Genomic DNA, 18,173 nt, shown 5'->3' on the forward strand with positions numbered 1-18,173 from the left:
GGGGAGAACTCTGTGCGCACACGACCGCTCTTACCTGGACGGGCCCGCCTGCTGCTGACCGCGGCGGCCGGCGTCCTCGCACATCTGCTGGCCATGTCACCGGCAGCCGCCCAGCCCGACGGCCCGGGCGGCCAGGACCGCCCGCCGGCCGCGGCCGAAGCCGTGGCCGACTTCGCGGCCGAAGCCGCGGCGGAGGAATTCCAGCAGGTCACGCTCGCCAAGGGCGTGGCCGAGACCGGCGAGCCCATGACGCTGGCGGTGCTGCCGGACCGCTCGGTCCTGCACACCTCGCGCGACGGCACGCTCCGGCTGACGAACGCCGCAGGCACCACCTCCGTCGCGGGCAAGCTGGACGTCTACAGCCACGACGAGGAGGGCCTGCAGGGCGTCGCGGCCGACCCCGGCTTCGCGTCCAACCGGCACGTCTACCTCTACTACGCCCCCCGGCTCACCACACCGGCCGGTGACGCCCCGTCCGACGGTACGGCGGCGGACTTCGCCCCCTTCGACGGCGTCAACCGACTGTCCCGGTTCGTCCTCAAGGCCGACGGGACCCTCGATCTCGCCAGCGAGAGGAAGATCCTCGATGTGCCCGCCTCCCGCGGCACCTGCTGCCACGTCGGCGGCGACATCGACTTCGACGCGCAGGGCAACCTCTACCTGTCGACCGGTGACGACACCAACCCCTTCGCCTCGGACGGCTTCACCCCGATCGACGAGCGGCCCTCCCGCAATCCGGCCTACGACGCGCAGCGTTCCTCGGGCAACACCAACGACCTGCGCGGCAAGGTCCTGCGCATCAAGGTCAACGCGGACGGCACGTACGCGATCCCCGGCGGCAACCTCTTCCCGCCCGGCACCGCCAGGACCCGGCCGGAGATCTACGCGATGGGCTTCCGCAACCCGTTCCGGATGAGCGTCGACAAGGCGACGGGCATCGTCCACCTCGGGGACTACGGTCCCGACTCCGGCACCGCGAACCCCGCGAGAGGGCCGGAAGGCCAGGTCGAGTTCAACCGCATCACCGAAGCCGGCAACTACGGCTGGCCGTACTGCACGGGCAGGAACGACGCCTACACGGACCACAACTTCGCAACAGGCGCCTCGGGTGCCGCGTTCGACTGCGCGGCACCGAAGAACAACTCGCCCAGGAACACCGGCCTGACCGACCTGCCGCCTGCCAAGCCCGCGTGGATCCCGTACAACGGCGACTCCGTCCCGGAGTTCGGCGGCGGCTCGGAGTCACCCATGGGCGGTCCGGTGTACCGGTACGACGCCGGCTCCACCTCCGCGGTCAAGTTCCCCCAGGAGTGGGACGGCGACTTCTTCGCCGGAGAGTTCGGCCGCCGGTGGATCAAGCGCATCGAGACCGGCACCGGCGGCACCGTGCAGTCGGTCAACTCCTTCCCCTGGACCGGCACCCAGGTGATGGACATGGCCTTCGGACCCGACGGCGCCCTGTACGTGCTCGACTACGGCACCGGCTACTTCAACGGCGATGCCAACTCCGCCCTGTACCGCATCGAGCACGTCACCGGCGGCCGCGCGCCGACGGCCCAGGCTACGGCGGACGTCACCTCCGGGAAGGCGCCCCTGTCCGTCTCGTTCTCCTCCGCCGGCACCTCCGACCCCGACGGTGACGCCCTGAGCCACGCCTGGACCTTCGGCGACGGCACCACCTCCACGGCGGCCGACCCGTCCCACACCTACGGGAGCAACGGCCAGTACACGGCGACGCTGAAGGTGACGGACGCGACCGGGAAGTCCGGCACGGCGTCCGTCCGGATCACGGTGGGCAACACCGCGCCGACGGTCAGGCTCGACCTGCCCGCGGACGGCAGCGTCCACGACTTCGGTGACGCCATCCCCTACAAGGTGACGGTGACCGATCCCGAGGACGGCACGGTCGACTGCTCCAGGGTGAAGGTCACCTTCGTCGTCGGACACGACAGCCACGGCCATCCGCAGACCTCGACCACGGGATGCGAGGGGCGGCTCCAGACCCTCGCCGACGGCGAGCACGACCCCAACGCCAACATCTTCGGCGTCGTCGACGCCGAGTACACCGACAAGGGCGCCGGGGGGCAGCCCGCGCTGACCACCCACGACCAGCACATCACCCAGCCCTCCCACCGGCAGGCCGAGCACTACTCCGACTCCGCGGGAGTCCAGGTCGTCGACCACACGCCCGCCCACGGCGGCCGGACCGTCGGCCACATCGAGAACGGCGACTGGATCTCGTTCAAGCCCTACGCCCTCGGCAACACCACCCGGTTCACCGCACGCGTCTCCTCCGCGGGCGCCGGCGGCACCATCGAGGTGCGGGCGGGATCCCCGACGGGCACCCTGCTCGGCACCGCCACCGTGCCGGTGACGGGAGGCTGGGAGACCTTCCAGGACGTCACGGCCGGCCTGAGTGGCCAGCCCTCCGGCACGACCTCCCTCCACCTCGTGTTCAAGGGCGGCAGCGGCTCCCTGTTCGACGTGGACGAGTTCTCCTTCACCACCTCCGGCGACCCGTCCCGCTCGGGTGAGGTGAAGGGGGTCAACGGCAAGTGCCTGGACGTCGACGGCGGGCAGACGGCGGACGGCACGAAGGTGCAGATCTGGACGTGCAACGGCACCGCCGCGCAGCGGTGGACGCTTCCCGGTGACGGCACGGTGCGGGCGCTGGGCAAGTGCCTGGACGTGTCGGGCGGCGGGAGCGCGGACGGGACGCGGATCCAGTTGTGGACGTGCAACGGCACGGGTGCGCAGGCGTGGTCCGCCCAGGCCGACGGGACGGTCCGCAACCCGGCCTCGGGCAAGTGCCTGGACGCCTCCGGCGGCACCTGGAACGACGGCACCGCGGTCCACCTGTGGACCTGCCACGCCAACAGCAACCAGAAGTGGACCCTGCCCTAGCCCCGTTCCGGAAAGGAGGAACCGATCATGCGCACCCTTCGCAGGACGGCCCTCGGCCTGTTCACGTCCACCGTGCTCTGCCTGACACCCCAGGCCGTCGCACTGCCGGCAGAGGCGGGCCACCCCGTCGCAGCGCCCAGTTCCAACACCGCGGACACACGCGCGGCCGCCGACCCGGCGACGGCACACGCGGCCGCCGACCCGGCGACGGCACACGCGGCCGCCGACCCGGCGTACAAGGTCCTGGTCTTCTCCAGGACGGCGGGCTTCCGCCACTCCTCGATCGACGACGGCATCGCGGCCCTGCGGGACCTCGGTACCGCCAACAGCTTCACCGTGGACGCCACCGAGGACGCCCAGGCCTTCACCACCGGCAACCTCGCCCAGTACAAGGCGGTCGTCTTCCTCTCCACGACGGGCGACGTGCTGAACGCCGCCCAGCAGACGGCCTTCGAGCAGTACATCCAGGGCGGCGGCGGATACGCCGGCATCCACGCCGCGGCCGACACCGAGTACGACTGGCCCTTCTACGAGGGCCTGGCCGGCGCGCTCTTCCGCTCCCACCCGGCCGTCCAGTCCGCCACCGTCGAGGTGGAGGACCGCGCCCACGACGCCACGGCCCATCTGGGCAGCACCTGGCAGCGCACCGACGAGTGGTACGACTACCGCTCGAACCCGCGCACCACCGCCCGTGTCCTGGCCTCCCTCGACGAGTCCAGCTACTCGGGCGGAAGCATGTCCGGCGACCACCCGATCGCCTGGTGCAAGGACTACCAGGGGGGCCGCGCCTTCTACACCGGTGGCGGCCACACCGACGAGTCCTACTCCGAGACCGCCTTCCGACGGCACCTGCTCGGCGGCATCCGCTGGGCGGCCGGTATGACGGACGCCGACTGCCGGCCGGAAACGGGCTACACCACCCTGTTCGACGGCTCCTCCACCGCTGGCTGGAGCCAGGCCGGTCCCGGCTCCTTCACCCTCGCGGACGGCACCCTCACCTCCACCGGGGGGATGGGGCTGTACTGGTACTCGGGCAGGGAGTTCAGCGGCGACTACTCCCTCAAGCTCGACTGGAGGATGGCCGGGGACGACAACTCCGGCGTCTTCCTCGGTTTCCCCGCCTCCGGCGACCCCTGGACGGCGGTGAACAACGGTTACGAGATCCAGATCGACGCCACCGACGCGGCCGACCGCACCACCGGCGCCGTCTACGGCTTCCGCTCCGCCGACATCGCCGCACGGGACGCCGCGCTGAATCCGCCGGGGGAGTGGAACACCTACGAACTCCGGGTGACCGGCGAGCGCCTGGAGATCTTCCTCAACGGCCGGAAGATCAACGACTTCACCAACACGGACCCGGCGCGGAGCCTGCGGCAGGGACACATCGGCATCCAGAACCACGGGGACGGCGACGAGGTGTCCTTCCGCAACATCCGCGTCAAACAGGGCGGCGGGGGGCAGGAGCCCGGCCCCCGCTCGGGTGAGGTGAAGGGGGTCAACGGCAAGTGCCTGGACGTCGACGGCGGGCAGACGGCGGACGGCACGAAGGTGCAGATCTGGACGTGCAACGGCACCGCCGCGCAGCGGTGGACGCTTCCCGGTGACGGCACGGTGCGGGCGCTGGGCAAGTGCCTGGACGTGTCGGGCGGCGGGAGCACCGACGGGACGCGGATCCAGTTGTGGACGTGCAACGGCACGGGTGCGCAGGTGTGGTCCGCCCAGGCCGACGGGACGGTCCGCAACCCGGCCTCGGGCAAGTGCCTGGACGCCTCCGGCGGCACCTGGAACGACGGCACCGCGGTCCACCTGTGGACCTGCCACGCCAACAGCAACCAGAAGTGGACCCTGCCCTGACCTGACGGCGGGGCCGACCTGCCCGCGGGGCCCCTCGGCCCCGCGGGTACGCTGCGCAGGTGCGCACGGTCGAGCTCCTGTTGGACGAGGCGGCGGACCTGGCGGTCCGGGAGGCATGGCGGCGGCTCGCGGACGCGGGGCTGCCCAGTCAGGCACGCCATCGCTCACCGACCAACAGCCCGCACCTCACCCTGGCCGCCTGCCCGGAGCTGACCGCCCCGATCCGCTGGGGGCTCGCCGAGGTGGCCGCGGCCCTGCCGCTGCCGGTGCGGTTCACCGGCGTGGTCCGGTTCGAGCGGCCCACCTCGGTGCTGGCCTGGGCGCTGGACCGCGACGCCGCGCTGGCCGGCCTGCACCGCCGGGCGTGGGAGGCGGTGACCGCGGACAGCCCCCACCAGTCCCTCAACCCCCTCCACGAGCCCGGGCGGTGGAGTCCGCACGTCACTCTCGGACGGAGCCGGCGACCCGGTGCCTTCGCCGACCGGCGCGTCCAGGAACTGCTGCCGGTGCCGCCGCTGTCGGCCCGGCTCACCACTCTGCGCAGCTACGACACCGAGACCGGAGCCCTGGAGGTGCTCCGGCCCCGCCGCTGACCTTTATTGGTCTATACCTGACCGGTCTCCCTCCTTGACTGGTACAGACCAACGCGGTTGAGTGTGGCTCCACACCCCCACCACGGCCGCCCCCACGCCGTGTCCGGTCCACCGGTGCGCGTCGTGCGAGCTGTTGCGTCCCGCCCCAGGACGCGGCCGTGCCGCGCATAGGAGTTGATCTCGTGCCACGACGTTCTGTCTCCGCGGTCCTGACCGTCCTCGCGCTCGCCGGCGCCGCCCCGGTGATGCTCCCGGCCACGAACGCCGCCGCCGCGGCGTGCTCCAGCTACCCGAACTGGGTGGCCGGCAAGTCCTACAACGCCGGTGACATCGTCCGCTACACCGACGGGAAGGCGTACATCGCCGAGCACGCCAACCCGGGCTACGACCCGATCATCAGCACCTGGTACTGGGAGCCGTACGCCTGCGACAACGGGCCGGGCACCCCCAGCACGCGCTTCGTCGTGACGGAGGCGCAGTTCAACCAGATGTTCCCCAACCGGAACTCCTTCTACAGCTACAGCGGCCTCACCGCTGCCCTGAGCGCCTACCCCGGCTTCGCCAACACCGGCAGCGACACGGTGAAGAAGCAGGAGGCCGCGGCCTTCCTCGCCAACGTCAGCCACGAGACCGGCGGGCTGGTGCACGTGGTGGAGCAGAACACCGCCAACTACTCGCACTACTGCGACTGGGGCCAGCCCTACGGCTGTCCGGCCGGGCAGTCCGCCTACTACGGACGCGGCCCGATCCAGCTGAGCTGGAACTTCAACTACAAGGCGGCGGGCGACGCGCTCGGCATCGATCTCCTCAACAACCCCTGGCTGGTGCAGAACGACTCGGCCGTCGCATGGAAGACGGCCCTGTGGTACTGGAACACCCAGACCGGCCCCGGCAGCATGACCCCGCACAACGCCATGGTGAACGGCGCGGGATTCGGCCAGACCATACGCAGCATCAACGGCTCCCTGGAGTGCGACGGCAGGAACCCGGCGCAGGTGCAGAGCCGTGTGAACAACTACCAGCGGTTCACGCAGATCCTCGGGACGCCGACCGGCAGCAACCTCTACTGCTGACGGCCGCCCGCCGGGACGGACGGACCGCTGCCGCCGACACCGTCGGCGGCAGCGGCCGCCGCCGTCCTGACGCGCCGGCAGATCCGCCCTCGCACCGTCAGCAGGGGCGGCGACCCGTCGGACGGGACGGCGGTATGGTCCCGCGCATGATCGGAATCATCCGGAACCTGCGTCTTTGGTTCGCGCCACAGCACCTCGGCGAGGAAGGCGACACGCCGGACTACCGCTTCTCGCTGGCGAACGAGCGGACGTTCCTGGCCTGGCTGCGCACCGCTCTGGCCCTGGTCGGCGGAGGGTTCGCGGTGGACCAGTTCCTGCCCGGTCTCCGCTGGGGCTGGCGGGTCGGGCTTGCCTGCGCGCTGCTCGCGGTGGGCGCGGTGTGCGCGTTGCGCGCGGTCGACCGCTGGGTGCGGTGCGAGCGCGCGATGCGACGCGGCGAGGACCTGCCGCCGACGCGCTTCCCCGCGCTGCTCGGCCTGGTGGTGGCGCTGGTCGCACTGGTCATGGTGGTCGTCGTGGTTCTCGGACCGGCCGGATGATCGGCGGGACCGGGGAGCCGCCGGCGGCGCCGGGGCGGGACCCTGGGCTCCAGGCCGAGCGGACGCGGCTGGCGTGGCGGCGTACGACCCTCTCGGCGGCGGTCGTCGCCGTACTGGCCGTCAGGACGGCGCTGCGGGAGGCGCCTTCGAGCGGGGCGATGGCCGTGGGCGCGGCCTGCTGCGCGCTGTGGCTGGCGTTCACGGCCCTGGCGCACGCACGGGTCCGGGAGATCCAGGACGCGAGTGCGCGCGGATCCCGCATCCGGTCCCTCGCCCTCCCCGTGGCCGCGGCGGTGTCACTGTGCACCGTGGCCACGGCCGCGTGCGGGATGTGGCTCGCCGTGTGAAGGGCCTGTGGGCTCACACCGGGCGGGCGTGGTCACGTTCCGGACGGGGCGCCCTGGGCCGGCGGATCCTCCGCTCGCCGTTCGGCGCGCGCATCGGCCCCTCGCAGTGGGGCCGAACGGCCTCGGGCAGGGACCGGCCGGCCCGTGGAGGACGCCCCGGCCGAGGCGCAGGCTGGAGTCATCCGCAGCCCCCGCACCGCCGGGCGTCGAGAGGGGAACCAGGACGATGACGAGCGCCACGACCACCACGGCCCTGCCTGTCCGCCACCGCGACAGGCTGATGCACCTGGCACACGAAGTCTCCTTCGCGGCGGGCACCCGCCTGTTCGAGGAGGACCGGTGCGCCGACCGGTTCTGGGTCGTCCGCAGCGGCACCGTGCTCCTCGACTCCCGCGTGCCGGGGTGCCGTCCCGCCGCCGTCGAGTCGCTGGGCCGCGGGGAACTCGTCGGCTGCTCCTGGCACTTCCCGCCCTACACGTGGCAGCTCGGTGCCGAGGCACTGAGCCCGGTGCGCGCCTGGGAGTTCGACGCGGAGGCCGTGCGGGCCTCGTGCGCCGAGGACCCGGCGTTCGGCCGGGCGATCGCCGGGTGGGTCGGCGCGGCGGTCGTCCACCGGCTGCACACCTCCCGGATCCGGCTGCTCGACCTGTACGCCCCCCACGGCAGCGGCAGCCTGGTCTGAGCGCACCCGCTCCGACGGTGGGCAGGTCGCGGGCCGCCGTCAGCTCCGCCGCACACGCGAAAGCCTTTCCTCGAATTCACCTTGTTCTCGAAACGCATGGCCGACTTCTCGAAACGCGTGGCCGAGGAATAAAGCACATATGTGTGGCCGGGGGAATTCCGGCGGCTTCGGAATTCGGCTCCCGCACGGGAGTCGGTGGGCCGGAAATACACACCGAGTGGCGCGGCTCCGCGCCGGACGAACACGTCGCCGCGCCACGTGGCCCCTCAGCCGTTGACGTGGCGCGCGGCCCGGGGGCGGCCGGTGAGCAGGTGGTCGACGCTGAAGCGGCCGCCGCCGACGGCGGCGAGCGCGAGAGCGGCCGCCCCGAGCACCAGCACGAGCTCGTAGCCACCCGCGTCCACGAAGAGGCCGCTGCCGGCGTGGACGAAGGCGAACGCGCCGATCATGTCGACCAGCAGCAGCAACCCCGCGGCCGGCACGGCGATTCCGGCGATCAGGGCTGCGCCACCGGCGAGCTCCACGACGGCCGCGAACCACGCCGAGGCGGTCGCGGCGGGTACACCGGCCTGGTCGAAGAAGGCGGCGGTGCCGTCGATGCCGTTGGTGAACAGCTTCTGCCAGCCGTGGGCGAGGAAGACGGCGCCGACTGCGACACGGGCCAGGAAAAGTGCGAGGTCGCGGGCGGCGGAGGGGAAGGTCATGACGGTTCCTGTCGTTGCTGTGGGGGTGCCGGGGCCGCTGCAGGGCCGCCCCCGGTGGGGGTGAGGGGTCGGTGTCGACGGCGAGGGTCTCGGGCGACCGCGGCCGACCCGCCGGTCCGGGTGCGTGCCACGGCGTCCTCCCTGTGGAAAGGTTGTAGGGACAACGGACGAACACCGTCCCCAGCAAACTTGTAGCTACAACCATTCCGGGTGGCGATGTGACGGCGAACACACCTTGGCTCGACCGGCGGCAGCTGCGCGCCTGGATCCGCCTGCGCGCGGTACTGGAGCTGCTGCCCGGCACCCTCGACACCCAACTGCGCAACGACGCCCATCTGACGGAGTTCGAGTACACCGCCCTGGCGATGCTCTCGGAGGCGCCCGGTCGGACGCTGCGCATGACCGGGCTGGCCCAGCGGACCAACGCCACCCTGCCCCGGCTCTCCCACGTGGTGTCGCGACTGGAGAAGCGGGGCCTGGTGGAACGCTTCCCGTGCCCGGAGAACCGCCGGGCCACGAACGCCCGGCTCACCGAGGAGGGCTGGGCGAAGCTGCTGCAGGCGGCCCCCGGCCACGTCGCCGCCGTCCGCCGCTACGTCATCGACGCGCTCACCGACGAGCAGGTGGATCAGCTCGCGGCCATCGGTGACGCCGTCCTCGCCGCGCTCGACCCGTCCGGGCAGGGGGCCGTGCTCTACACCCACTACGACGAGGAGCCGGATCCCGAGCAGGATTCCGCCTGAGGCCGGTGCCCGCCCCGTCGGGAACAGAAACAGAAACAGAAAGAGAAAGAGAAAGAGAAAAAGCGGAGGCTCTTTCAAATTTTTCCCGTTCAACGAAATGCGGCGGGTTGTCGGAGATGCTGCCGCCGGAGAAGCGGTCGTAGAATGGAAGCCCGGCCGAAGTGCGGCCCGAGCCCGCCGCCGGCGGATCGCCGGCCGCACCGCAGAGACCCGTAAGCACGCGGAGGCGCTGGGATGCCTGTGCTCTTCTTCGACATCGGGGCGACCTTGGCGGACGCCCATGTTCAGCCCGACGGTTCTCTGGAGCTGCGGCCCAGACCACGCGTCGAGAACGTCCTAGACGCGTTCGGCACGGAGTGGCGCAAGGGCATCATCTCGGACCCGGGCCCCAGCGTGGGCGCCGCCGAGCGCGCGGAGGCCGCACTGCGGCGTGCCTTCGCCACCCGGTTCCCCGACGACCGGCTCATCCACTGGGGACGGAAGAACAGCAGGACCCTCTTCGACACGGCCGCCGCCTCGGCCGTCGCGGTGGGGGAGGAGGACGGCGCCTCCGTCTTCGTGGGGGAGGACGCCCACGAGCGGGCGTTCGCGCGGGAGGCGGGGATGCGGACGGCGCCCCACCCCGTCTTCACCCGTGCCGCCGTGGAGGACCGTCCGGTCCTCTGGGCCCGGATCACGCTGCCCGACGGAACGGGCCTGCCCGAGCTGGAGGCAGCGGCGAACGCGGCCGAGGTGGTGCCGGTGCACGTCGCCTCCGAGCGGCTGGTGCTGGCGATGACCACCACGCGCGGCGCGGAAGCGCTGGCCGACGCCGGATTCCTGCCCGACCTGCGCGGAGCGGTGGAGGACACCACGGCCTTCCTGGTCCGCGACGACCGCCCGACGCCGTCCGCGAGCGCCCTGACCGGCGCCTCGGCGGACGAGGTGACGGCGGCGGCGCGGGCCGCGACGGCGTTCGACTTCGTCGCCGGGCAGATGGAGGCCGCGCCGGGCGCGGACGGGAAACCGGTGCCGCTGGGGCCGGCCCCCGGCGGGGTCTACGTGGCCGTGCCGGCCGGTGTTCCGGTGGAGGACTTCCACCTCCCGGGGGCCAGGCCCGGCCACACCGAACGGCTGCTTCCCGACCCGGCCCTGCTGTCCCGTCCCGGCGCCGCGTTCGCGGCCGGCCTCTCCTCCCTGACCGGCCTGCGGCCTCCACCCGGGCCGGAGTCCGGTGAGGGGTCGCGTGAGGGATTCGAGGACGGCCTCCCCTCCGCCGAGGCCCTCGCGGCGGTCCGCGCGGCCGTGACTCCGGAGGTGCTGCGCGAGCACACCGCCCGCTTCTCCGGCCGCGAACCGCTGGTGGAGGGCGACCCGCTCACGGTCCGCAGCCGCCACGCGGCCACCCACGACAACACGCTGGTGGTCCGCGTACTGGCCAACCGCCTCCAGAACCTCGGACTGACCGTGCGACTGCATCCGTTCACCTGGCGCGACCACCACCTGTTCAACGTGGAGGCCGAGCACACCGTCGCCGGCTCCGACGCCACCGTGCTGGTCACCGCGCACATGGACTCCACCGCGACCAGCGAGGACTTCGTCGACGTGCACGGCCTGCCGCGCCCCTACGACCCGTCCCGGGACCCGGCGCCGGGCGCCGACGACGACGGCAGCGGCACCGCGGCCGTCCTGGCCGCCGCCGCATGCCTGCGCGACCTGGTCGCCGGCGGCAGGGAGCCCGCCCGGAGCATCCGCTTCGTGCTCTTCAACGCCGAGGAACAAGGCCTGGTGGGCAGCAAGTTCTACGCCCGTGCCGCGGCCGCGGCCGGGGACCCGATCGCCGGCGTGCTCCAGATGGACATGATCGCCGGACACCAGCCCGGGACCCGGCCCGTCGTGGAGGTGCACACCGGATCCGCCGTGCCGGGCCCGGTGGTGGAGGCATCCGACGCGCTGGGCAGCCGGGTGGAGCAGGCCCTGCTCGCGCTCGCCGCCGAGGACCCAGGAGGTCTCGGACCGAAGACCCAGCAGCTGACCGGTGACGCCGACCCGGCAGTGGGGCGCAGCGACCACGCCAGCTTCCACGAGCGCGGCTACGCGGCCGTCGCCGTGTCCGAGGACCTGTTCGCCACTCCGGGCGGTGCCGAGGGCACGGGCACCCGGAAGTACCACACGACCGGCGACACCGTCACCGACGTCGACCACGACCCCGACTTCGCGACCACCGTCGCGCGCGCCGTGACCGCGACCGCCCTGACACTCGCGGGCATCTGACGCGCCCCACCCGACATCCCACTCCGGCGGACGCCCCCTGCGGGCTGTCCGTGGCGGGAGGAGGAACCACCATGACGCAGCTCATCGACAGGCGTGACCTGGACTACGACCGGCTGACCGAGATCGACGGCGCGGAGGCCTTCCTCGCGGAGACCGGCCGGATCGCGGAGTCCCTGAACCACACCCTGGAGGCCGACGACCGGAAGGTGAACCGATTTACCGGGCATCTGACCGAGCTGCGGGTGAGCGGCGCCCCCGGCCTCCCGCCCGGCCTGGAGCGCGTCGACGGCGGGGTCACCGCCGAGGACTACATCACGCGCGCCAAGGAGTACCTGGCATCGGTCACGGAGGCCATCGGCTTCGCGAGTGACGAACCCGCCGAGTTCGACGCCGACCCGAACGTGCCGGTCACCCACGGCGGCATGCGGGTGGTCAGCCTCCAGCAGACCCTCAACGGCATCGAGGTGTGGGGCATGGCCCCCAAGGTGTGGCTGCGGGAGGACGGCTCGGTCGACCGGGTCGTCGGCGACACCGCGAGCCTGTCCGCCCGGGTGTCCGCCACCCCCGCGGTGACCGCGGAGGCGGCTCTGGCCGTGGCCGTGGCGAAGGCGGCCGAGCCGGTGACGCTCGAGACACCGTTCGGTTCCGACGAGCTGCCCGCCCTCGAGGTACCGGCCTCCTTGCCCCGGCTGACGTTCCAGCCGCGCAACGACCGGCCCATGACCTTCGCGAAGGGCCCCTTCGACGAGGAGATCCCGTGCCGGCTGGTCTACCTCTACATGGGTGACGAGGTCCGGCTCACGTGGTCGTTCACCCTGTCGAGGAACGACATGGCCGCGCAGTACAGCGCCCTCGTCGAGGCCGACGAGAAGACCGCGGACACGTCCGCGCCGCAGATCCTCTACCTTCAGGACCTGACCCAGCACGCCGTGGCGGGAAAGGTGTTCCGGCGCAATCCGGCCGAGAGCACGTTCGACAAGGTCCCCTTCCCGCTGCCCGTGGACGACTACCCGGTCCGGCCGAGGAAGGCCCTGGCCGGCTTCCCCGGCCCCTGGGCGGAGCGGCACGACGGGCACGTGGCCACCGTGGGCAACAATGTGATCGCCCTCGACGGCGACAGCGAGCTGCAGGTCGAGATCGAGGTCGACGCGGCGGGCGACGCGGTGTTCGAGCCCTCGCCCGACAGCCCCGAGCAGTTCGTCACCAACATCTTCTTCTTCTGCAACTACATGCACGACTTCTTCCAGATGCTCGGGTTCGACGAGAAGCACGGCAACTTCCAGGTCACCAACCCCTCCGGGGAGGGCAAGGGAGCCGACCCGGTACGGGCCCTGGCCCACCCCCGGCCGGTCCTCGGCACGGCCAACATGTCCACCCCGCCCGACGGCGGGGCCGCGCTGATGAACATGGGGCTGGTCCGCAGCACGGGCCGGCACACCGCCAACGACGGTGACGTCGTCTTCCACGAGTTCACCCACGGCGTGAGCAACCGGCTCGTCGGCGGCCTCCTCGACGCCCAGGGCCTGAGGGAGCTCCAGTCGCGGTCGATGGGCGAGGGCTGGTCCGACTTCTTCGCGCTCACCACCCGCAACAGCGTCCGCGGCGAGGACCGCGCTGTCGTCGGCGACTGGGTGGTCGCGAACCCCGGTGGCATCCGCCAGCGGCCCTACGACGCGCAGTACCCGGGCGGCTTCGGCGACATCGGCAAGGGCCCGGACGAGCTGGGCGGCCTCGACTACACGAAGATCCACAACGTGGGCGAAATCTGGTGCGCCGCCCTCATGGACATGGTCCGCCGGAGCACCGCCGCGCTCGGTGACAAGCAGCGGGCCCACCAGATCGCGTGGATGGCCGTCGTCGACGGACTGAAGCTCACCCCGAAGAACCCGTCGCTGCTCACGGCCCGGGACGCGATCCTGCGCGCGCTGCGGGACCTCGGGGAGGGCGAGGCCGCGGAGATCGCCGGGAGCGAGTACACCGCTGTGCGCCGCGCCGCCTGGGAGGCCTTCGCGCGCTTCGGCATGGGCTTCGACGCCTTCTGCCCGAACGCCTCCTTCAACGGCTGCAGGGCGGGCGGGGCGATGCCGCCGCAGGGCCACGAGGACTGAGGGGGCGCCAGGACACGACCTCGGCCGGTGACGACCGCGCTCGGCCGGTGACGGCCGAGCCCGGGCGGCACCGGCCGCACCCTCATGGGCCGGGGCGTCGGAGTCCTTGTCTAGACCAAGTTTGTCTAGACCTCTTGTCCTGCCCGAGGCGTCCGGGCTAGGTTTCGCGCTGTTCGGAGTACTGCACGTTTCCTTCAACTCCCTTGTCTACAAGGCCGGAAGGAGCATGTCCGCATGCAGGACCGGAGTCTGTCCAGACGCACCGTTCTCGCCTCCGCGACCGTGGTCGCCGCGAGCGCGGCAGGTGTCGTGGGCGTGGCGGCCACCCCCGCGGCCGCGCACCAGCGCGACCACGGCCTCAAGAAGATCATCTCCAGGATGAGTGTCGAGGCCAAGATCGGCCAGCTCTTCGTGCCGTACTTCTACGGCACCTCGGCGACCTCTCCCAGCCGGTCGGACCAGGACCGCAACCTCAGGGAACTCGGCGTCCGCACCGTGGCCGAGCTCATCGCCAAGTACCACATCGGCGGTGTCATCTACTTCTCCGGCTGGGCGAACAACATCCAGGACCCCGCCCAGGTCGCGGAGCTGTCGGACGGCGTGCAGCGGGCCTCGCTCGCCCTGCCCACCCCCATCCCGTCGCTGATCTCCATCGACCAGGAACACGGCGTCAACGTCCGCATCGGCAGCGGCGTCACCCAGCTCCCGGGCGCGATGGCGCTCGGCGCGGGCCGTTCGCTCTCCGACGCCCGCACCGCCGCCCGGATCTCGGGCACCGAACTCGCCGCCCTCGGCATCCACCAGAACTTCGCCCCGGTCGCCGACGTCAACGTCAACCCGGCCAACCCCATCATCAACGTCCGCTCCTTCGGCGCCGACGCCGGCGAGGTCGGCCGCATGGTGGCGGCCCAGGTGACGGGCTACCGGCAGGCCGGCGTCGTGGCGTGCGCCAAGCACTTCCCGGGGCACGGGGACACCGGGCAGGACAGCCACACGGGGCTGCCCGTGATCACCCACACCCGTGAGGAGTGGGACCGTACCGACGCCCCGCCCTTCAAGGCCGCGATCGCCGCCGGCGTCGACTCGATCATGACCGCGCACCTCCAGGTCCCCGCGCTCGACCCCAGCAACGAACCGGCCACCCTGTCGCCCGCGATCCTCCAGGGCGTGCTGCGCGGCGAACTCGGCTACGACGGCGTGATCGTCACCGACGCCCTCAACATGCAGGGAGTGCGCACCAAGTACGGCGACGACCGCGTGCCCGTCCTCGCCCTCAAGGCCGGCGCCGACCAACTGCTGTTCCCGCCGGACATCGACGTCGCCTACCACGGCGTCCTGGCCGCCGTCCGCAGCGGCGAGATCACCGAGGACCGGCTCGACGAGTCGGTCCTGCGCATCCTGCGGCTCAAGGACAAGGCCGGACTGCTCAGCGGCAGCCCGTACACCTCTCCCCGGGAGATCGACCGGGTCGTCGGCGCCCGCAGGCACCGGCTCGCCGCCGCCCGGATCGCCGAACGCACCACCACCCTGCTGGTCAACGAGGACGAGGCGCTCCCGCTGGGCCGCGGGCAGCGCAAGCTGCTCGTGGTCGGCGCCAGTCCGGCCTTCCCGACCGACGCGACCCGCACCACGGTGCCCGAGCTGGCCGCGGCGTTCGACGAACTGGGTTACGCCACCACCCAGCTCGCCACCGGCCGGACACCCGACACGGCGAAGATCGACGAGGCCGTGGCCGCCGCACAGGGACGGGACGCGGTGATCGTCACCACCGACAACGTCAACGCCACCAGCGCCCAGCGGACCCTGGTGTCGCGGCTGCTCGCGACGGGCGTCCGCGTCGTCCACCTCGCGGTGCGCAACCCCTACGACATCGCCCACCTCGCCGGCGTGCCGGCCTCCCTGGCGTCCTACTGCTGGACCGAGGTCGAACTGCGCGCCGCCGCACGGGTGATCGCCGGCCGGGTCGAACCGCGTGGCAAGCTGCCCGTGCCCGTCCAGCGGGCCGACGACCCGGCCCAGGTCCTCTTCCGTTCCGGGCACGGCCTGTCGTACGGCCACTGACACCCGCGCCCGCACGACTCCCGGCCCCGACTCCCGGCCCCGGTGCCCCTTCAGGGCACCGGGGCCGAAGTACGCCCCAAGTGGCGTCCGGTAGGGTGCGGGTCATGTCGAGTCCTGAGTCGGACACGGTGGGGGCTTTCGGTCACGCCGTCAGCCCCCGGAACCACTGAGCACGTAGCCCCGCCGTCGCGCCGCGTTCCGCGGCCGCACGAGCGCGCCCCCGGGGGCCGGCCGCGGTGACGAGATGACCCTCTCGTGCTTCTCCTCACCTCGGAGCCACTCGATGCCTCTTCCGCTGTACCTGCTCGCCGTGGCGGTCTTCGCCATGGGCACCTCGGAGTTCATGCTCGCCGGCCTCCTGCCGGACATCGCCTCGGACCTCGGCGTCACCGTCGGGTCCGCGGGCGCCCTCACCTCCGCCTACGCGATCGGCATGGCCGTCGGAGCTCCCCTGACGGCCGCGATCGCCCGCCACTGGCCCCGGCGCGCCGGCCTTTTCGGGTTCGTCCTCGCCTTCGCGGCGGCTCACGCCCTGGGAGCCGCCACCACGAGCTTCCCGGTCCTGCTCGCCACCCGGGTGGTGGCCGCGCTCGCCAACGCAGGCTTCCTCGCGGTCGCCCTGACGGCCGCCGCCGCGTCGGTCCCGCCCGACAGGAAGGGACGCGCGCTGGCCGTCCTGCTGTCGGGCACCACGGTGGCCACGATCGCCGGTGTCCCCGGCGGATCGCTGCTCGGCACCCTGCTCGGCTGGCGGGCCACCTTCTGGGCCGTCGCCGCTCTCTGCCTGCCCGCGGCCCTCGGCGTCCTGAAGGGCATCCCGGCGGGACGCGCAGGGGAAGGCACGGCCGACGGGCCGGCCTTGCGGGCGGAGCTGGCCCAGCTCAAACGGCCCCGGCTGGCGCTGGTCATGCTCCTCGGAGCGCTGGTGAACGCCGCGACCTTCGCGAGCCTCACCTTCCTCGCCCCGGTGGTGACCGGCGCCGCCGGCATGGGAGAGCTGTGGGTCTCCGTCGCGCTGATGCTCTTCGGCGCCGGTTCCTTCGTCGGAGTGACCGTCGCCGGGCGGCTGTCCGACCGGCGCCCCGCACTGGTCCTCGCCGTGGCTGGTCCGCCGCTGCTCGCCGGCTGGCCGGCCCTGGCGCTGCTGGCCGGCGAACCGGCCGCGCTGCTCACCCTCGTGTTCGTGCAGGGGGTGCTGTCGTTCGCGGTGGGCAGCACGCTGATCGCGCGGGTCCTCCACGAGGCGGCGGGAGCCCCCACCATGGCCGGCTCGTACGCGACCGCGGCGCTCAACGCGGGTGCCGTCGCGGGACCGCTCGTCGCCGCGGCCACTCTCAATACCACGGCCGGGAACCTCGGGCCCTTGTGGGCGAGCGGACTCCTGACCGCCGTCGCGCTGCTCGTCGCGTTCCCCCTCCGCGCGGTGATCGCGACCGGGTCACCACGGGACGCCGGCTCGTGGAGCGCTGCCCCGGCGGACCCGTCGCGCACATGACGGCACAGGCCGACGCCGGACGGCCCCGCACGAGGCGCGGTGCGCACCGCGCCCCGTGCGGGGACCGGCGTCATTCCACCGGCCGCTGGAGATCCGCGGGCAGGCCGAGGTGGCGGTGCAGCTCCGCCCGGCCGAGCGGGGTGACGGCCACGGCGCGCGTGCTGCCGATGCGTCCGATCCAGTCCGCGTCGAACGCGTGGCGGCACAGGGCGGCGCCCACGGCCCCCGCCAGATGAGGCGTGCGTTCGGTCCAGTCCAGGCACGACCGCACCGACGGCCGTCGCGATCCGGCCGGGACGGTGATGCCGAGTTCCTTCAGCCAGGCCGCCCCGGCGGCGGTGAGTTCCAGCCCGTGCTCGAGGCCCAGCAGCTTCCGCCCGACCATGGCGTCCGTGATGGCGACTCCGAGGCTTCCCGCGAGATGGTCGTAGCAGGTGCGGGCGTAGGCGAGGGCGTTGCGGCGGCCCGCGGCCGAGAGGGAGCGGGAGGACGTGTCCCGGTCGGGCGCCATCGACGCGAGGCTCTCGACCAGCTCGGCGACGTGCGGGCCGGCCAGACGCAGATAACGGTGGCGGCCCTGCCGGACCTCGACCAGGAGATCGCCGCGCACGAGCGCGTGCAGGTGCTCGGTCGCCGTCGAGGGGGCCACCCCCATGTGGCGCGCCAGCTCCGTCGCCGTCCACGCCCGGCCGTCGAGCAGGGCCAGGCAGAAACCGGCCCGTGTGCCGTTGCCCAGGAGCCTGGCGACCGCGGCCAGGTCGGGGCCTGCGTCAGGTGCGCGCCGCATGTCCATGCAGGCCATTGTCACCCCCGGACC

Annotated in this window: 14 protein-coding genes; 12 read left to right on the forward strand and 2 right to left on the reverse strand. The window is 72.5% G+C overall.

Annotated features, from left to right (window positions below):
• The first annotated feature begins 93 nt into the window (after positions 1-93).
• The 7 genes from GBN72_RS24885 (at position 94) to GBN72_RS24915 (ending at position 7,992) form a co-directional block, all read left to right on the forward strand.
• Positions 94-2,904: a lectin gene (locus GBN72_RS24885; protein ID WP_151774114.1), complete on the forward strand. Its 2,811-nt coding sequence runs from the start codon at positions 94-96 to the stop codon at positions 2,902-2,904.
• A gap of 27 nt (positions 2,905-2,931) precedes the next feature.
• The gene (locus GBN72_RS24890; protein ID WP_246212846.1) at positions 2,932-4,758 is read left to right on the forward strand and encodes a lectin; all 1,827 of its coding nucleotides are present in this window, start codon (positions 2,932-2,934) and stop codon (positions 4,756-4,758) included.
• Positions 4,759-4,817: 59 nt separating this feature from the next.
• Positions 4,818-5,351, forward strand: a complete 534-nt coding sequence (locus GBN72_RS24895) for a 2'-5' RNA ligase family protein (protein WP_151774115.1) — start codon at positions 4,818-4,820, stop codon at positions 5,349-5,351.
• A 182-nt stretch (positions 5,352-5,533) separates the two neighbouring features.
• Entirely contained in the window at positions 5,534-6,424 is an 891-nt protein-coding gene (locus tag GBN72_RS24900) for a glycoside hydrolase family 19 protein (RefSeq protein ID WP_151774116.1), read from the forward strand.
• 146 nt (positions 6,425-6,570) lie between these two features.
• Positions 6,571-6,963: a YidH family protein gene (locus tag GBN72_RS24905; protein ID WP_151774117.1), complete on the forward strand. Its 393-nt coding sequence runs from the start codon at positions 6,571-6,573 to the stop codon at positions 6,961-6,963.
• Positions 6,960-7,310, forward strand: a complete 351-nt coding sequence (locus tag GBN72_RS24910; RefSeq protein ID WP_151774118.1) for a DUF202 domain-containing protein — start codon at positions 6,960-6,962, stop codon at positions 7,308-7,310. Before GBN72_RS24905 ends, GBN72_RS24910 begins: the two co-directional genes overlap by 4 nt.
• Positions 7,311-7,536: 226 nt before the next feature.
• The gene (locus GBN72_RS24915; RefSeq protein ID WP_151774119.1) at positions 7,537-7,992 is read left to right on the forward strand and encodes a Crp/Fnr family transcriptional regulator; all 456 of its coding nucleotides are present in this window, start codon (positions 7,537-7,539) and stop codon (positions 7,990-7,992) included.
• A 266-nt stretch (positions 7,993-8,258) separates the two neighbouring features.
• Here GBN72_RS24915 and GBN72_RS24920 read toward each other — a convergent pair whose 3' ends face one another.
• Positions 8,259-8,696, reverse strand: a complete 438-nt coding sequence (locus GBN72_RS24920; protein WP_151774120.1) for a DoxX family protein — start codon at positions 8,694-8,696, stop codon at positions 8,259-8,261.
• Between the two features lie 218 nt (positions 8,697-8,914).
• On the opposite strand from GBN72_RS24920, the gene GBN72_RS24925 reads away from it, so the two are divergent.
• From GBN72_RS24925 to GBN72_RS24945, 5 genes are all read left to right on the forward strand, one after another.
• Positions 8,915-9,439 carry a MarR family winged helix-turn-helix transcriptional regulator gene (locus GBN72_RS24925; RefSeq protein WP_246212848.1) on the forward strand — a complete coding sequence of 175 codons (525 nt, stop codon included), beginning with the start codon at positions 8,915-8,917 and terminating at the stop codon, positions 9,437-9,439.
• A 234-nt stretch (positions 9,440-9,673) separates the two neighbouring features.
• Positions 9,674-11,692: a M20/M25/M40 family metallo-hydrolase gene (locus GBN72_RS24930; RefSeq protein WP_151774121.1), complete on the forward strand. Its 2,019-nt coding sequence runs from the start codon at positions 9,674-9,676 to the stop codon at positions 11,690-11,692.
• A 71-nt stretch (positions 11,693-11,763) separates the two neighbouring features.
• A complete protein-coding gene (locus GBN72_RS24935; protein ID WP_151774122.1) occupies positions 11,764-13,800 on the forward strand; it encodes a M36 family metallopeptidase in 2,037 nt (678 codons plus the stop codon).
• A gap of 234 nt (positions 13,801-14,034) precedes the next feature.
• Entirely contained in the window at positions 14,035-15,861 is a 1,827-nt protein-coding gene (locus tag GBN72_RS24940; RefSeq protein ID WP_151774123.1) for a glycoside hydrolase family 3 protein, read from the forward strand.
• 283 nt (positions 15,862-16,144) lie between these two features.
• Positions 16,145-17,356 carry a Cmx/CmrA family chloramphenicol efflux MFS transporter gene (locus GBN72_RS24945; protein ID WP_151774124.1) on the forward strand — a complete coding sequence of 404 codons (1,212 nt, stop codon included), beginning with the start codon at positions 16,145-16,147 and terminating at the stop codon, positions 17,354-17,356.
• Between the two features lie 70 nt (positions 17,357-17,426).
• On the opposite strand, the gene GBN72_RS24950 is transcribed toward GBN72_RS24945, so the two are convergent.
• Positions 17,427-18,158 (reverse strand): ArsR/SmtB family transcription factor, encoded by a 732-nt coding sequence (locus GBN72_RS24950; protein ID WP_151774219.1) that lies wholly within the window; start codon positions 18,156-18,158, stop codon positions 17,427-17,429.
• Positions 18,159-18,173: the final 15 nt, after the last annotated feature.

The organism is Streptomyces abyssomicinicus, from assembly GCF_008974245.1.
In the GTDB taxonomy this organism is placed as follows: Bacteria; Actinomycetota; Actinomycetes; order Streptomycetales; family Streptomycetaceae; genus Streptomyces; species Streptomyces abyssomicinicus.

What these genes read in the sequence shown, in the direction of transcription:
- GBN72_RS24945 (WP_151774124.1), top strand. Translation starts at nt 16,145, where the DNA reads ATGCCTCTTCCGCTGTACCTGCTCGCCGTGGCGGTCTTCGCCATGGGC.
- GBN72_RS24905 (WP_151774117.1), top strand. Translation starts at nt 6,571, where the DNA reads ATGATCGGAATCATCCGGAACCTGCGTCTTTGGTTCGCGCCACAGCAC.
- GBN72_RS24920 (WP_151774120.1), bottom strand. Translation starts at nt 8,696, where the DNA reads ATGACCTTCCCCTCCGCCGCCCGCGACCTCGCACTTTTCCTGGCCCGT.
- GBN72_RS24915 (WP_151774119.1), top strand. Translation starts at nt 7,537, where the DNA reads ATGACGAGCGCCACGACCACCACGGCCCTGCCTGTCCGCCACCGCGAC.
- GBN72_RS24935 (WP_151774122.1), top strand. Translation starts at nt 11,764, where the DNA reads ATGACGCAGCTCATCGACAGGCGTGACCTGGACTACGACCGGCTGACC.
- GBN72_RS24910 (WP_151774118.1), top strand. Translation starts at nt 6,960, where the DNA reads ATGATCGGCGGGACCGGGGAGCCGCCGGCGGCGCCGGGGCGGGACCCT.
- GBN72_RS24930 (WP_151774121.1), top strand. Translation starts at nt 9,674, where the DNA reads ATGCCTGTGCTCTTCTTCGACATCGGGGCGACCTTGGCGGACGCCCAT.
- GBN72_RS24885 (WP_151774114.1), top strand. Translation starts at nt 94, where the DNA reads ATGTCACCGGCAGCCGCCCAGCCCGACGGCCCGGGCGGCCAGGACCGC.
- GBN72_RS24940 (WP_151774123.1), top strand. Translation starts at nt 14,035, where the DNA reads ATGCAGGACCGGAGTCTGTCCAGACGCACCGTTCTCGCCTCCGCGACC.
- GBN72_RS24950 (WP_151774219.1), bottom strand. Translation starts at nt 18,158, where the DNA reads ATGGCCTGCATGGACATGCGGCGCGCACCTGACGCAGGCCCCGACCTG.
- GBN72_RS24890 (WP_246212846.1), top strand. Translation starts at nt 2,932, where the DNA reads ATGCGCACCCTTCGCAGGACGGCCCTCGGCCTGTTCACGTCCACCGTG.